The organism is Micromonospora sp. BS32 (assembly GCF_059089345.1).
Map to the genome: position 1 here is coordinate 112490 of NZ_JBSSHR010000006.1, position 13602 is coordinate 126091.

Here is a 13602-nt window from a genome sequence, read left to right on the forward strand (position 1 = left end):
CTTTCGGAAAAATTTCAGCCAAGACTGCAAGAAGCCGTCAGCTGAACCCCTCCCCCGCACTGCCACCATCCCCCGAACCCCAGGAGTCCCCATGCATCGACGTCGATGCCGCTCCGCCCTCCTCGCGCTCACCGCGGTCGCGAGCCTGCTGGTACCGACCGCCGTGGCGGCACCCCCGGCCGCCGCGGCCACGCCCGGCACCAAGAAGGTCATCGTCCAGCTCTTCGAGTGGAACTGGACCTCGGTGGCCAGCGAGTGCACCAACGTGCTCGGCCCGAAGGGCTACGGCTACGTCCAGGTCTCCCCGCCCCAGGAGCACGTCAACAGCAGCCCCTGGTGGGTGGCCTATCAGCCGGTCAGCTACAAGATCGAGTCCCGGAAGGGCACCCGGGCGCAGTTCCAGTCGATGGTCACCACCTGCCACAACGCGGGCGTGAAGGTCCTCGTCGACACCGTGGTCAACCACATGTCCGGCCAGGAGAACGGCGGCACCGGCTGGGCCGGCACCAGCTACGGCCACTACAACTACCCGGGCACCTACGGCTCGCAGGACTTCCACTACTGCGGGCGCAACGGCAACAACGACATCGTCAACTACGGCGACCGGTACGAGGTGCAGAACTGCGAGCTGGTCAACCTCTCCGACCTCAAGACCGAGTCGGACTACGTCCGCACCCGGCTGGCGACGTACATGAACGACCTGCTCTCCCTCGGGGTCGACGGGTTCCGGCTGGACGCCAGCAAGCACATGCCGGCCGCCGACATCGCCGCCATCAAGGGCAAGCTCTCCCGGTCGGCGTACATCGTGCAGGAGGTCATCTACGGCGCCGGTGAGCCGATCCAGCCGACCGAGTACACCGGCAACGGCGACGTGCACGAGTTCCGCTACGGCAAGGACCTCGCCCGGATGTTCAACAGCGAGCGCCTGGCGTACCTGAAGAACTTCGGCGAGGCGTGGGGCTACCTGCCCAGCGGCCAGGCGGTGGCCTTCGTGGACAACCACGACACCCAGCGCGAGGGCGGGGTGCTGACCTACAAGAACGGCGGGGCGTACGCCCTGGCGAACGCCTTCATGCTGGCCTGGCCGTACGGCACGCCGGCGGTCATGTCGAGCTTCTCGTTCAGCAACAAGGACCAGGGTCCGCCCTCGGACGCCAGCAACAAGATCTCGAACACCACCTGCTACTCGGGCTGGGAGTGCGAGCATCGCTGGCGGGTCGTCGCCAACATGGTCGGCTTCAACAACGCCACCCAGGGCGCGGCGGTCGCCAACTGGTACGACAACGGCTACCAGCACATCGCGTTCAGCCGGGCCGGCAAGGGCTACCTGACCATCAACGACGAGGACTTCGCGGTCAGCGGCCGGTCGTACTACACCGGGCTCCCCGCCGGCCGGTACTGCGACGTGATCCACGGTGACTTCGTCAACGGCTCGTGCAGCGGCCCGGTCATCACGGTGGACTCCGCCGGCTGGTTCGCGGCCACCATCCCGGCGCACGACGCGGTCGCCATCCACGTCGGCGCCAAGCTGCCCTGACCGTCGGCGTCCCGACCGATCCGGGGCTCCCACCCGCGCCTGATCCGGCCGGGTGGGAGCCCCGCACGCTCTCCACCCTTCAGCGCGGGAACCGGCGGCGGGCGTGCCACGTCGGACTCGCATGGGGACCACCCGAACCGCGCCACTGGCGTTGCTGCTCGCCCTCGCCGCCTGCACCCCGACCGAGAGCGGCCCGGCCGCCGCGCCGTCCGGCCCGTCCGTACCCCCGCCCAGCACCACCGCGCCGGCCACGGACGCCGTACGGGAATGCGGCACCTGGACCGTCGCCCAGGGCGGGGAGCTGCCCGCGCGCGCCGCCGGCTGCCTCCTCGACGCGGTCCGCGACCGCCGCCCCGCCCGACTGGTCGTCACCCGACCCACCGTGGAGGGCGACCCGATCACCACCAGCTTCGTCGCAGGGTCGGACGGGCGGGTCGAGGTGACCGAGGACGGCCGGCTGGACCGGTTCGGCTCCGGGCGGATCGAGCGGCGGACCTGCACCGCCGTCACCCTCGACCACGGGTGGCCGGTCGGCGCCACCTGCTCCCCGCCACGACCCGGCTGACCCCTCCCCTGACGGGAGCGGCGGGCGGCATGGCGGGGATCAGTCGCCGAGCAGCCAGCCGTTCTCCTCGGCGATCCGCACCGCCGCGGCCCGGTTGCGGGCCCCGGTCTTGCCGATCGCGGCGGAGAGGTGGTTGCGCACCGTCCCCTCGGACAGGTGCAGCGCCCGGGCCAGGTCGGCGACCGTGCCGCCGCCCCGGGCGGCGCGCAGCACGTCGGTCTCCCGCTCGGTCAGCGGGCTCGCCCCGGTCGCCAGGGTCTCCGCCGCCAGGGTCGGGTCGACCACCCGCAGGCCGGCGTGCACCCGGCGGACCGCGTCGGCGAGCTGCCGGGCCGGGGTGTCCTTGACCACGAACCCATTCGCCCCGGCCTCCATCGCCCGACGCAGGTAGCCCGGCCGGCCGAAGGTGGTCACCACCAGCACCCGACAGCCGGGCAGCGCCGCCCGCAGCGCGGCGGTGGCGGCGATGCCGTCCAGCCCGGGCATCTCCACGTCCAGCAACGCCACGTCCGGCGCACAGCGCCGGGCCGCGTCCACCACCTCGTCGCCCCGGCCCACCTCGGCCACCACGTCGAGATCCGGCTCCAGCGAGAGCAGCGCGGCCAGCGCGCCGCGGACCAGCGCCTGGTCGTCGGCGAGCAGCAGCCGGATCGGCACGCTCACCGCGCCGTCTCCGGCACGGCGACCCGGAGCAGGAAGCCGGGCCCGTCGGTCCGCCGGCCCACGCTGACCGTGCCGTCCAGCCGGCGGGCCCGTTCGCGCAGCCCGGTCAGCCCGTGCCCGACGCCACCGTCGACCTCGGACGGTCCCCGCCCGTCGTCGGCGATCTCCACCCGGTCCGGGGCCACCCGGATCACGCACCTCCGGGCCCCGCTGTGCCGTACCACGTTGGTCACTCCCTCCCGGACGGTCCAGCCGAACAGCTCGTCCCGCGCCGCCGGCAGCTCCGGCGGGTCGTCCGGCAGCTCCGCGACGATGCCCGCCGCGGCCAGCGCCGTCCGGGCGCCGGCCAGTTCGTCGGCCAGGCCGATCCCCCGATACGCCCCGACGGTGCGCCGCACGTCGGCCAGGGCCTCCCGGGCCAGCCGCTCGACGTCGGCGATCTCGGTGGCCGCCCGGGCCGGGTCCAACTCCAGCAGCCGCCCGGCCAGCTCCGCCTTGACCGCCACCACCGTCAGCGAGTGGCCGAGGATGTCGTGCAGGTCGCGAGCGGTGCGGGCGCGTTCCTCGGCGACCGCCAGCCGGCCGATCTCGGCCTGGGCGGCCTGGAGCTCGGCGTTGCGCTGGGCCAGCCGGCTCACCCCGAACATGGCGAACGAGGCGAGCAGCACCGCGAAGACCAGGGTGCTCTCCGCCTCCCAGGCGGGCACCAGCCGGGCCGCCACCGGCGGGGTCGCCGCGGCGAGCGCGACCACCGCCAGCGCCGGCCCGGGCGGCAGCAGGAAGACCGCCGCCGCGGCCACGAAGACCAGGGTGGTCATCCAGTCGCCCCCGGTGCCCGGGATGGCGGCCACGCCCAGCGCGAGCAGCGCCCCGAGGAACGTCCAGGCCCGGCGGCGCGGAATAGGCAGATGCCGCTGCCGTCGGTGCCGGGCCCACTCGAAGACGAGCAGGTAGCCGATGCCGAACGCCACCAGGGTCAGCACGCCGACCACCCGCCGCCAGAGCTGCTCCTGGTGCAGGGCGGTGACCAGCGGAGTGTTGAGGAAGAAGAGCCAGACCCCGGCGAGCAGCCAGCCGGTGATCCGCCAGCGGCGGTTCACCGGCTGGAGCCGGGGCGGCGGGGCGTCCATTTCGTACACGCTAGCCTCCGCCGGACCGGTCAGACCCGGGTGGTGTCCCGGCGGAACAGCCGGGCCGCGCCGAGGCCGAACAGCGCCGTCCAGCCGACCAGGTTCGCCACCGCTGCCAGGCTCACCCCGTCGTCGGTGAGCGGGGCGCGGGCCAGTTCACCGACGCCGTACACCGGGGTGAACCGGGCGATCTGCCCGAACACGTCGGGCAGCAGGTCCAGCGGGACGAAGAGGCCGCCGAACATGGCCAGGATGGCCAGGATCGGGCCCATGAACTGCATGACGTTCTCGGCCGGGGCGAGGTAGCCGACGAAGAGGCCGAAGGCCGCGAAGACCAGCGAACCGAGCCAGGCCGCGAGGCCGGCCAGCAGCCAGACGTACGCCGGTACCCGCACCCCGGAGGCCGCGCCGACGGTGAACTCGACGAGCACGGCGAGCAGCCCGAGCACCATCGCGGTGGCCACCTTGGTCGCCACGTACGCGGCCGGGTGCAGCGGGGTGAGCCGGAGCTGGCGGCTCCAGCCGAGCGCCCGTTCGGTGGCGACCGCCGCGCCGGCGCTGGTGGTGGCGACCATGGCCGCGTAGACGGCCAGGCTGATCATGATCCAGGCGGTGACCGGCCGGCCGTTGGGCAGTTCCTGGCCGCGCTGCGGCAGGCCGAAGAGGAGGAAGAAGACGGCCGGCATGACCAGGGTGAACATCAGCGTGCGTCGGTTGCGCAGCACCCGGCGGATCTCGATGGCGAGCACCGCCGGGGAGAAACCGCCGAGGGCGGGCGGGCGCCGGTCGGTGGGGTCGGCGGCGGGCGGGGTGCTGGTGGCGGAGGTCAGGGTCATCTCAGGCTCCGACGGTCTCGGCGGCGGTCAGGGCGAGGAAGGCGTCCTCGAGGTTGCGGGAGGTGATCTCCACGTCCCGGGCGGCGGTCCGGGTGAGCAGGTGCCGGGCCACCGCGTCCGAGTCGCCGGTACGGATCAGCACGGCGTCCCCGCGTACCTCGACCGTCTCGACGCCCGGCAGGGCGGCGAGCCCGGCCTGGTCGGCGGCCGGGAGGGTGGCGCGGACGATGCGCCCGGCGGCCAGGTTCTTGATCTCGGCGGTGCTGCCGTCGGCTACCACCCGCCCCCGCCGGACCAGCACGATCCGGTCGGCGTACGCGTCGGCCTCGTCGAGGTAGTGGGTGGCGAAGATGACGGTCCGGCCGGCCCGGGCGTCGGCCCGGATCGCCTGCCAGAAGTCCCGCCGCCCCTCGACGTCCATCCCGGTGGTCGGCTCGTCGAGGACCATCACGTCCGGGTCGGAGAGCAGCGCCAGGGCGAAGCGCAGCCGCTGCTGCTGGCCGCCGGAGCACTTCCCGACCAGCCGGTCGGCGAGCTCGGCGATCCCGGCCCGCGCCAGCACCTCGGCGACCGGCCGGGTACGGCCGTGGAAGTGCGCGGTCATCCGTACCGTCTCGGCGACGGTGAGGTCCTTGAGCAGGCCGCCGCTCTGCATGACGGCGGCCACCCGGCCGTGCCGGACCGCCTCGGCGGGGGTGCCGCCGAACAGCCGGACGGTACCGGCGTCCGGGCGGGCCAGGCCGAGCAGCAGGTCGATGGTGGTGGTCTTGCCGGCGCCGTTGGGGCCGAGGAAGGCCACCACCTCGCCGGCGGAGATGCGCAGGTCGAGACCGTCGACGGCGGTCACCGGTCCGAAGCTCTTGCGGAGGCCGGCCAGCTCGACGGCCGGGTGCGTACTACTGGTCATGACTCTGATGCTCCGGCGTGCCGGCCGCCCGGTCCCGGAGCGCGCGTCACGTTCAAGGCATGACAAATGTCAGGCCCGGCCAGATTCCCGCGGCTTCCGGCGGGTAACCGCGGGGTCCGCGCACCGCCGCACCCCGGGAGGGACGCCATGGGCACCGCGCCGATCGGACGGGTCGACACGATCGTGCTGATCCACGGCCTCTGGATGACATCGCGCAGCTGGGAGGGGTGGGCCCGGCACTTCCGGGCGCTCGGCTTCCGGGTGGTGACGCCCGCCTGGCCCGGCATGGAGGGCGAGGTGGAGGCGCTGCGGCAGGACCCGGCTCCGATCGCCGGGGTCACCCTGGACCGGATCATCGACCACCACACGGCGGTGATCCGGGAGCTGCCGAACCCGCCGATCGTGATGGGGCACTCCTTCGGTGGGCTGGTCACCCAGGTGCTGCTCGACCGTGGGCTCGGCGCGGCCGCCGTGGCGATCGCTCCGGCGGCGCCCAGGGGCGTGCTCCGGCTGCCGGTGAGCACGCTGCGCGCGGCGTACCCGGTGCTGCGCAGCCCGGCCAACCGGCACCGGGCGGTGCCGTTCACGCCCGAACAGTTCCGCTACGCCTTCGGCAACACGCTCAGCGCGGAGGACTCCGACCGGGCCTGGCAGCGGTACGCCGTCCCGGCCGCCGGCCACGTGCTCTTCGAGGGGGCGTTCGCCAACCTCGACCCGCGCTCCGCCGCCACGGTCGACACCCGGCGCGACGACCGGGGGCCGCTGCTGCTGATCGCCGGGGCCGCGGACCACGTCTCCCCGCCGCAGCTGGTCAAGGCGAACGCGGGGATCTACCAGAAGTCGCGGGCCGTCACCGCGTACCACGAGTTTCCGGGGCGGTCGCACTTCACCGTGGGAGAGCGGGGCTGGGAGAAGGTCGCCGACTACGCGCTGGACTGGGCGGTGGAGATGGCCTCGACCCGGTCTCCGGCGATCGTCGGCGAAGCACCCCGCTGGTGACCTCCGGCCCTGGCATGGGACGGCGTACCCGGGGTATGACGGGGACATGAGGGCGAGCTTCCGGCTTGGCCGGATCGCGGGCGTACCCGTCGGGGTCAACTGGAGCGTCCTGGTCATCTTCCTGCTGATCGCCTGGGGGCTGTCGGCCAACCTGTTCCCCCGGTCGTACCCGGGCCGGCCCACCTGGCAGTACGTGCTGGCCGGGCTGGCCGCCGCGGTGGTCTTCTTCGTCGGCCTGCTGGCCCACGAGGTCTCCCACGCGGTGGTCGCCAAGCGCAACGGCCTCCAGGTGAAGGGGATCACCCTGTGGCTCTTCGGCGGGGTCGCCGAGCTGAGCGGCGAGGCGCCGAACCCGGGCGCGGAGCTGCGCATCGCCGGCATCGGCCCGCTGGTCAGCCTGGTCCTCGGCTTCTTCTTCGGCGGCATCGCCGTCGTGCTGGCACTGGCCGGGCAGGGCGGGCTGCTGCTCGGCTCGCTGTCCTGGCTGGCCGGCATCAACATCCTGCTGGCGATCTTCAACATCCTGCCCGCCGCGCCGCTGGACGGCGGCCGGCTGCTGCGCGCCGCCGTGTGGAAGGCGACCGGCGACCGGACGAGAGCGTCGGTGGTGGCTGCCCGGGCCGGCTGGATCCTCGGTGCCCTGCTCATCGGGCTGGGGCTGCTCCAGTTCCTGACCGGTTCCGGGGTGGGTGGGCTCTGGCTGGCGCTGATCGGCTGGTTCCTGATCGGTGCGGCCGGTGTCGAGGAGCGGCAGGCGAAGATGGGCAGCGCGCTGGCCGGCGTCCGGGTCGGCGAGGTGATGACCCCGCAACCGCAGACCGCCTCGGCGGAGATGACCGTCGCCGACTTCGTCGACCACTACCTCTTCGCGTACCGGCACTCGGCGCTGCCGCTGACCGAGGAGGGCCGGCCGACCGGCCTGGTCACCCTGGACCGGGTACGCGGGATCCCCGCCGACCGGCGGGCCACCACCACGCTGGCCGAGGTCTCCTGCCGGGCCGAGGACCTGGTGCTGGCCCGGCCGGAGGAACAGCTCAACGAGCTGCTCCCCCGGCTCAGTCAGTGCGCCGACGGCCGCGCCCTGGTGGTCACCGACGGCCGGCTGGTCGGCATCGTCTCGCCCAGCGACATCAGCCGGGCGGTGCAGCGCGGCAGCCTGCGCGACCAAATGGCCGGCCGTCACTGACGGCCGGCTGGGTCAGTCCCGGGGGAAGTACCGGTCCAGCAGCTCGGTGCGGAATGTGCCGGCCGGGTCCAGCTCGGCCAGCAGGGTGCGGAAGTCGTCGTACCGGGGGTAGCCGGCGGCGGCCGCGGCCGGGTCCAGGGTGAAGACCTTGCCCCAGTGCGGGCGGGGCGCGAAGGGCGCGAGCCGCTGCTCGATGTCGGCCACCACCGGCAGCACCCGGGCGGCGTCGGCGATCCAGGTGAAGTGCACGGCCAGGCTGTCCCGCCCCTGGTTCGGGCTGAGCCACAGCTCGTCGGCGGCGACCGTACGCAGCTCGCAGACCTGGAGCACCGCCGCGATCCGGTCCCGCATCCCGTCCAGTGCGGCGAGCGCGTCGGCCGCCGCCGCGCGGGGCAGGTGGTACTCGGATTGGAGCTCCTCGCCGCTGCTCGGGGTGAACCCCAGCCGGAAGTGCGGCAGCCGCTCGTGCCACGGACCGGCCTCGCCGAGCTGGGGTGTGCAGTTGACCGGGTCCATGCCGGCCACCGGGTGCACCGGCGCGTCGGCCGCCGTGGTGCCGAGCCAGTCGGCCGGGGGCGGCGGCTGGTCGGCGAGCTGCTTGCGCCAGACCTGGTCGATCGCCGACGACCGCCAGGTGGTGAAACCGCTGACGCTGTACGCCGAGCCGAACGCCGCGTCGAGCGCCTCGCGGGGCAGGTCACGCCGGACGTACTGGCGGATCGCGAAGGTCGGCACGACGTCCAGGGTGACCCGGGTGATCACGCCGAGCGCGCCGAGGGAGACCACCATGCCGGCGAACCGGGGATCGGACCGGTCCACGGTGAGCAGGTCACCGTCGGCGGTGACCAGTTCCAGCCCGGCGACCGCGGCGGCGAGGTTGCGGTTGCCGTCGCCGGAGCCGTGGGTGCCGGTGGCCACCGCGCCGGCCACCGAGATGTGCGGCAGGGAGGCGAGGTTGGCCACGGCCAGGCCCTCGGCGTGCAGCCGGGTGGCCAGGTCGCCGTGGCGCAGGCCGCCGGCCACCGTGGCCGTGCCGCGCTCCCGGTCGATCTCGACGGTGGGCGGCAGCCCGGCCAGCGAGATCAGGTCGCCGGTGGTGTCGCCGAACCGGTTGAACGAGTGGCCGGTGCCGAGGGCGCGGACCCGCTCGGTGCCGGCGACGAGCCGGCGCAGCTCGTCCACGGTGGACGGCCGGTGCAGGCGGCGGGCCGCGTAGGCGACGTTGCCGGCCCAGTTGCGCTGCACGTCGTACCCCCGTCCGGGCGGTTGTCGGCGCCGCCCCCGGGGAACCATACGTCGATGAGCAGCTACCGCGACCCGACCCTGCACGGTGACGTCTACCCGTCGGAGGAGGAGATCGACCCGACCGGCGTCGGGCTGGAGCCGGTGAGCGCGGCACCCGCGGCGTACCGGACCGCGCCGGTGCCGGCGCCCACCCCGGAGCCGGAGCCCGGCCCGCCGCCCGGACCGGGGCCGGCCCCGCGGGTGGGCGAGCCCGGCTCGCTGTCGATCGTCACCCACCACCTGGACGGCTCGACCCAGGTGGTCACCGACCTGGACGGCGACGGGATCGCCGACGTGGTGCAGTTCGACCTGGACGGCGACGGCGTCCCGGACATCACCTACCTGGACAGTGACCGGGACGGCCGGCTGGACACGGTACTGCGCGAGCCGGGCGCCACGGGCCCACGCCGCTGACCATCGCCCGTCACTGACCGCCCGGCGCCGCCCGGCGCCGACCGTCCGTCACCGGCCGGAGCGGATGTCGCAACGAGCGATATGACGCAGCGTCATAATCATGACGGAGAGTCATACCGCTCCTTGCCGGAAGCGGCGGGCCGGACATCACCCAGCGTGATCGGACGGCGGGCATGGGCCGCAGGCAGCCGACCCCATCCGGTCGGTCGGTGACGTGACCGGCCCGCAGGCGCGGGCCGCAGGCAGCCGACCCGGGCGGTCACGCGCCATGACCGGCCCGCGGCGCGGGCCGCCGAGCGCGGGCGGCGCGGCGCAGGCGTCAGAGCTGCGGCATCACCTCGGCGGCGACCAGCTCCAGGTGGTCCAGGTCGGCCAGGTCGAGCAGCTGGAGGTAGAGGCGCTGGCTGCCGATCTCGGCGTACCGGCCGATCTTGTCGACCACCTCGGCCGGCGTGCCGGCAAGGCCGTTCTCGCGCAGCTCGGCCGGCTCCCGGCCGATCGCTGCGGCGCGCCGGGCGATCTCCGCCTCGTCCCGGCCGCAGCAGAGCACCAGGGCGTTGGACCAGGTCATCGCGGCGGCGTCCCGGCCGATCGCGGCGCACGCCTCGCGGACCCGGCCGAACTGCGCGGCGGAGTCCGCCAGCGAGGCGAACGGCAGGTTGAACTCGTCGGCGTACCGGGCGGCCAGCCGCGGCGTGCGCTTCGGGCCCATCCCGCCGAGCAGGATCGGCGGGCGGGGCTGCTGCACCGGCTTGGGCAACGCCGGCGAGTCGCTGACCGGGTAGTACGTGCCGGGGAAGTCGAAGGTCTTGCCGGCCGGGGTCTCCCAGAGGCCGGTGATGACGGCGAGCTGCTCCTCCAGCCGATCGAAGCGTTCCCCCAGCGCCGGGAAGGGCATTCCGTACGCGCGGTGTTCCTCGGCGTACCAGCCGGTGCCGATGCCCAACTCGACCCGGCCACCGCTCATCTGGTCGACCTGGGCGACGGTGATGGCCAGTGGGCCGGGCAGCCGGAATGTGGCGGCGGTCATCAGCGTGCCGAGTCGGATCCGGGAGGTCTCCCGGGCCAGGCCGGCCAGGGTGGTCCAGGCGTCGGTCGGGCCGGGCTCCCCGCTCACGTCGCCCATCTTCAGGTAGTGGTCGGAGCGGAAGAAGGCGCCGTATCCGGCGTCCTCCGCGGCGCGGGCCACGGCGAGCAGCTGGTCGTAGCTGGCGCCCTGCTGGGGTTCGGTGAAGATCCGCAGTTCCATGTTCCGAGCATATGGACCCTGCCCGGCCGCCACTGCGGTACGGGCGTGGCCGCCGTACTCGCCGCCTCTTCATTCCTTGACAGGCATATGAGTATCGGGGCATATTGTGGTGGTGTCCGTTGACGCCTTCGCCGTCCTGGCCGAGCCGACCCGGCGCCGGATCCTCGACGCGCTACGGCGCTCGGAGCACAGCGTCGGTGAGCTGGTCGACGCGCTGGGCATGAGCCAGCCGGCCGTCTCCAAGCACCTCAAGGTGCTCCGCGAGGCCGGCTTCGTCACCTGCCGGACGGCGGCCCAACAGCGCATCTACCGCATCGACGTCGGCCCGTTCCAGGCCGTGGACGGCTGGCTGGCGCCGTACCGCCGGATGTGGGCGGCCCACCTCGACGCCCTCGAACGCCATCTCGACAGTCAGGAGTGACGATGGACCGCGACTCGTTCCGCCCCGGCCCGCTCGCCGACGTCGCCCGGGAGCCGGCCGACCACGGCCGCTCCACCCTGGTCTTCCTCCGCGAGCTGCGGCACGAACCGGACCGGGTGTGGGCGGCGCTGACCGACCCGGCCCGGCTCGCCGAGTGGGCGCCCTTCCTCGCCAGCCGCGACCTGGGCACGGTCGGCGACGCCACGCTCAGCACGGTCAACGGTGACGAGGTCACCGACCAGCCGTCCCGGGTGCTCCGCGCCGAGCGGCCGACGCTGCTGGAGTACACCTGGGGCGACGGGCTGCTCCGCTGGGAGCTGACCCCGATGGCCGGTGGCACCCGGCTCGCCCTGCGGCACACGGTCGACGAGCCGGGGCTCGCCCCGATGGTGGCGGCGGGCTGGCACCTCTGCCTCGACGTGGCCGGCCACCTGCTCGACGGCGACCCGGTCGGGCCGATCCGCGGCGCGGAGGCGAAGAACTTCGGCTGGGACGACCTGCGCGCCGGGTACGCCGAGCGGCTGGGCCACGCCTGACCCGCTCAGCGACGCTCGGCGGCCGGGGCGTCCGGCAGGGTGATCGCGTTCGCCGCCCGGCGGATCGGCGCGGTCACCCGCCGGACCATCGCGTCCCGGCCGGGCAGGTGCGGCATCAGCCGCAGCATCAGCAGCTGGAAGCGGATCTGCGTGGCCGAGCCGAGCACCATGCCCTTGAGGTTACGGTCGGCGAGCCCCTGGTTCGCGGCCACGAACGGGCGCATCCGGCGTTCGTACCCGGCGAGCCCGGCGGCCGGGTCGCCCGCCGCCCGGGCCAGCTCGGCGGCCAGCACGTACGCGCCGACCAGGGCGAGGCTGGTGCCCTGCCCCGAGGCCGGCGACGGCCCGTACCCGGCGTCGCCGACCAGGGCGATCCGGCCGGTGGACCAGCGGTCCATCCGCACCTGGGTGATCGCGTCGAGATAGAGGTCGGGGGCGTCCGCCGCGGCGTCCAGCAGGCGCGGCACCTGCCAGCCCTGCCCGGCGAAGGCCCCGGCGAGCAGCGCCCGCCCGGCGGCGGCATCCCGGTGGTCGTGGTCGCCGGCGGGTGAGCGGAACAGGAAGAGCGCCCGGGCGGCGGGGGCGCCGGCCGTGCGGTAGACGCCGACCGTACGGCCCGGCGTCACGTGCATCAACTCGGTGCGGTCGGCGCCGAAGTGGGCCGGCACGGTGCAGACGGCGATGTGGTGCCCGAGCGGGCGCAGGTAGGACGCCTCGGGCCCGAAGGCGAGCCGACGCACCGTCGAGTGCAGCCCGTCCGCGCCGACGACCAGGTCGAACCGGCGGGGTGCGGCGCGCCGGAAGGTGACGTCCACGCCGCCGGGGGTTTCGGTGAGCCCGGTGACCGAGTCGTCGTAGCGGTGTTCCACGCCGTCGGTGGCGGCGGTCAGGATCCGGACCAGGTCACCGCGCATGATCTCGAGGTCGTCGCCCTCACGGCCGCCGAACAGCGCAGCGTCCATGGTGGCCAGCTCACGGCCCCGGTCGTCCAGGAAGCGGGCCAGCCGCATTCCGGCGTCGTGCCGGCGGAGCCGCCCGGCCAGTCCCATCCGGTCGAGGACGGTCAGCGCCGCGCCCCGTACGTCCACCTTGTAGCCACCGTCGCGCGGTGCCGGGGCGCGCTCGACGACGGTCGGTCGGAAGCCGTGACGGCGCAGCCACCAGGCGAGCGCGGAGCCGGCGATGCCACCACCGGAGATGAGGACGTCAGTCATGGCCGCCACTGTACAAACGTGTCGCACATATGTGCAACACGTTTGTGCCAGCATTCGGCTAGGCTGGGCGGCATGGGAAACCGTGAGGACCTGCTGGCCGGCGCCCGGCGCTGCCTGGAGGAGAAGGGCTACGCCGCCACCACCGCGCGGGACGTCGCCTCCGCCGCGGGCACCAGCCTCGCCGCGATCGGCTACCACTTCGGCACCACCCGGCAGCTGCTCGACCAGGTGCTCTTCGACGCGATGGAGGAGTGGGGCGCGGAGCTGGAAAGACTCCTCGCCGCAGGGGCCGGGGCGGACGCCACCGGCGCCGAGCGCTTCGAGGCGATCTGGGCCCGGGTCATCGAGTCCTTCACCCGGCTACGGCCGCTCTGGGCCGTCCAGTTCGAACTGATCGGCGCGATGGACCGCTCCCCCGAGCTACGGGAGGCCTTCGCGGCCGCCAACCGGCGGGCTCGGCTCGGGCTGGCCGCCATCTTCCACCGGCTCGACCCGGCGGCCGACGAGGCGAAGGCACTGGCCCTCGGCGCGTTCTACCAGGCCATGCTCGGCGGCCTGGCCGCCCAGTCGCTGGTCGACCCGGCCGGCGTCCCCACCGCCGCAGAGCTGACCGAGGCCCTGCGCACCGCCGCCGGGGAGCTCGCCGCGCTGGGCTGACGGA

General features: G+C 74.1%; 15 protein-coding genes. 8 read left to right on the forward strand and 7 right to left on the reverse strand.

Annotated elements, in window-relative coordinates; all coding sequences use genetic code 11:
* Positions 1–91 precede the first annotated feature (91 nt).
* Positions 92–1537: an alpha-amylase gene (locus tag AC5RWQ_RS12030; RefSeq protein WP_494282819.1), complete on the forward strand. Its 1446-nt coding sequence runs from the start codon at positions 92–94 to the stop codon at positions 1535–1537.
* A 121-nt stretch (positions 1538–1658) separates the two neighbouring features.
* Positions 1659–2102 carry a DUF4362 domain-containing protein gene (locus tag AC5RWQ_RS12035; protein WP_494282820.1) on the forward strand — a complete coding sequence of 148 codons (444 nt, stop codon included), beginning with the start codon at positions 1659–1661 and terminating at the stop codon, positions 2100–2102.
* 39 nt (positions 2103–2141) lie between these two features.
* Here AC5RWQ_RS12035 and AC5RWQ_RS12040 read toward each other — a convergent pair whose 3' ends face one another.
* The 4 genes from AC5RWQ_RS12040 to AC5RWQ_RS12055 are packed head-to-tail and all read right to left on the reverse strand — an operon-like array spanning position 2142 to position 5638.
* Positions 2142–2765 carry a response regulator transcription factor gene (locus tag AC5RWQ_RS12040; protein ID WP_494282821.1) on the reverse strand — a complete coding sequence of 208 codons (624 nt, stop codon included), beginning with the start codon at positions 2763–2765 and terminating at the stop codon, positions 2142–2144.
* Positions 2762–3895 (reverse strand): sensor histidine kinase, encoded by a 1134-nt coding sequence (locus tag AC5RWQ_RS12045; RefSeq protein WP_494282974.1) that lies wholly within the window; start codon positions 3893–3895, stop codon positions 2762–2764. The genes AC5RWQ_RS12040 and AC5RWQ_RS12045 overlap by 4 nt, the downstream gene beginning before the upstream one ends.
* Positions 3896–3924: 29 nt before the next feature.
* Positions 3925–4731: an ABC transporter permease gene (locus tag AC5RWQ_RS12050; protein WP_494282822.1), complete on the reverse strand. Its 807-nt coding sequence runs from the start codon at positions 4729–4731 to the stop codon at positions 3925–3927.
* Between the two features lies 1 nt (position 4732).
* Complete coding sequence (locus AC5RWQ_RS12055; protein WP_494282823.1) at positions 4733–5638, reverse strand: ABC transporter ATP-binding protein; 906 nt, start codon at positions 5636–5638, stop codon at positions 4733–4735.
* 147 nt (positions 5639–5785) lie between these two features.
* Here AC5RWQ_RS12055 and AC5RWQ_RS12060 point away from each other — a divergent pair, with 147 nt between their 5' ends.
* Together AC5RWQ_RS12060 and AC5RWQ_RS12065 are read left to right on the forward strand one after the other, a co-directional pair.
* Positions 5786–6637 carry an alpha/beta hydrolase gene (locus AC5RWQ_RS12060; RefSeq protein ID WP_494282824.1) on the forward strand — a complete coding sequence of 284 codons (852 nt, stop codon included), beginning with the start codon at positions 5786–5788 and terminating at the stop codon, positions 6635–6637.
* A 46-nt stretch (positions 6638–6683) separates the two neighbouring features.
* Entirely contained in the window at positions 6684–7823 is a 1140-nt protein-coding gene (locus AC5RWQ_RS12065) for a site-2 protease family protein (RefSeq protein WP_494282825.1), read from the forward strand.
* Positions 7824–7835: 12 nt separating this feature from the next.
* Here AC5RWQ_RS12065 and AC5RWQ_RS12070 read toward each other — a convergent pair whose 3' ends face one another.
* Entirely contained in the window at positions 7836–9116 is a 1281-nt protein-coding gene (locus AC5RWQ_RS12070) for an FAD-binding protein (protein ID WP_494282826.1), read from the reverse strand.
* A gap of 6 nt (positions 9117–9122) precedes the next feature.
* Between AC5RWQ_RS12070 and AC5RWQ_RS12075 the strand changes: the two genes are divergently transcribed.
* Positions 9123–9521, forward strand: coding sequence for a hypothetical protein (locus AC5RWQ_RS12075; RefSeq protein ID WP_494282827.1), 399 nt, complete (start codon positions 9123–9125; stop codon positions 9519–9521).
* A 319-nt stretch (positions 9522–9840) separates the two neighbouring features.
* Here AC5RWQ_RS12075 and AC5RWQ_RS12080 read toward each other — a convergent pair whose 3' ends face one another.
* On the reverse strand, positions 9841–10770 hold the full coding sequence (locus tag AC5RWQ_RS12080) for an LLM class F420-dependent oxidoreductase (RefSeq protein ID WP_494282828.1): 930 nt from the start codon (positions 10768–10770) through the stop codon (positions 9841–9843).
* Between the two features lie 112 nt (positions 10771–10882).
* Here AC5RWQ_RS12080 and AC5RWQ_RS12085 point away from each other — a divergent pair, with 112 nt between their 5' ends.
* A complete protein-coding gene (locus AC5RWQ_RS12085; RefSeq protein ID WP_494282829.1) occupies positions 10883–11191 on the forward strand; it encodes an ArsR/SmtB family transcription factor in 309 nt (102 codons plus the stop codon).
* A 2-nt stretch (positions 11192–11193) separates the two neighbouring features.
* Entirely contained in the window at positions 11194–11727 is a 534-nt protein-coding gene (locus AC5RWQ_RS12090; protein WP_494282830.1) for an SRPBCC family protein, read from the forward strand.
* A 5-nt stretch (positions 11728–11732) separates the two neighbouring features.
* Here AC5RWQ_RS12090 and AC5RWQ_RS12095 read toward each other — a convergent pair whose 3' ends face one another.
* Positions 11733–12941 (reverse strand): FAD-dependent monooxygenase, encoded by a 1209-nt coding sequence (locus AC5RWQ_RS12095; RefSeq protein ID WP_494282831.1) that lies wholly within the window; start codon positions 12939–12941, stop codon positions 11733–11735.
* Between the two features lie 72 nt (positions 12942–13013).
* Here AC5RWQ_RS12095 and AC5RWQ_RS12100 point away from each other — a divergent pair, with 72 nt between their 5' ends.
* Complete coding sequence (locus AC5RWQ_RS12100) at positions 13014–13598, forward strand: TetR/AcrR family transcriptional regulator (protein WP_494282832.1); 585 nt, start codon at positions 13014–13016, stop codon at positions 13596–13598.
* The last annotated feature ends 4 nt before the right edge of the window (positions 13599–13602 follow it).

Coding starts and splice junctions, on each gene's coding strand:
- AC5RWQ_RS12030 (WP_494282819.1), top strand. CDS start 92: ATGCATCGACGTCGATGCCGCTCCGCCCTCCTCGCGCTCACCGCGGTC.
- AC5RWQ_RS12035 (WP_494282820.1), top strand. CDS start 1,659: ATGGGGACCACCCGAACCGCGCCACTGGCGTTGCTGCTCGCCCTCGCC.
- AC5RWQ_RS12045 (WP_494282974.1), bottom strand. CDS start 3,895: ATGGACGCCCCGCCGCCCCGGCTCCAGCCGGTGAACCGCCGCTGGCGG.
- AC5RWQ_RS12050 (WP_494282822.1), bottom strand. CDS start 4,731: ATGACCCTGACCTCCGCCACCAGCACCCCGCCCGCCGCCGACCCCACC.
- AC5RWQ_RS12055 (WP_494282823.1), bottom strand. CDS start 5,638: ATGACCAGTAGTACGCACCCGGCCGTCGAGCTGGCCGGCCTCCGCAAG.
- AC5RWQ_RS12060 (WP_494282824.1), top strand. CDS start 5,786: ATGGGCACCGCGCCGATCGGACGGGTCGACACGATCGTGCTGATCCAC.
- AC5RWQ_RS12065 (WP_494282825.1), top strand. CDS start 6,684: ATGAGGGCGAGCTTCCGGCTTGGCCGGATCGCGGGCGTACCCGTCGGG.
- AC5RWQ_RS12070 (WP_494282826.1), bottom strand. CDS start 9,116: ATGGTTCCCCGGGGGCGGCGCCGACAACCGCCCGGACGGGGGTACGAC.
- AC5RWQ_RS12075 (WP_494282827.1), top strand. CDS start 9,123: ATGAGCAGCTACCGCGACCCGACCCTGCACGGTGACGTCTACCCGTCG.
- AC5RWQ_RS12080 (WP_494282828.1), bottom strand. CDS start 10,770: ATGGAACTGCGGATCTTCACCGAACCCCAGCAGGGCGCCAGCTACGAC.
- AC5RWQ_RS12090 (WP_494282830.1), top strand. CDS start 11,194: ATGGACCGCGACTCGTTCCGCCCCGGCCCGCTCGCCGACGTCGCCCGG.
- AC5RWQ_RS12095 (WP_494282831.1), bottom strand. CDS start 12,941: ATGACTGACGTCCTCATCTCCGGTGGTGGCATCGCCGGCTCCGCGCTC.
- AC5RWQ_RS12100 (WP_494282832.1), top strand. CDS start 13,014: ATGGGAAACCGTGAGGACCTGCTGGCCGGCGCCCGGCGCTGCCTGGAG.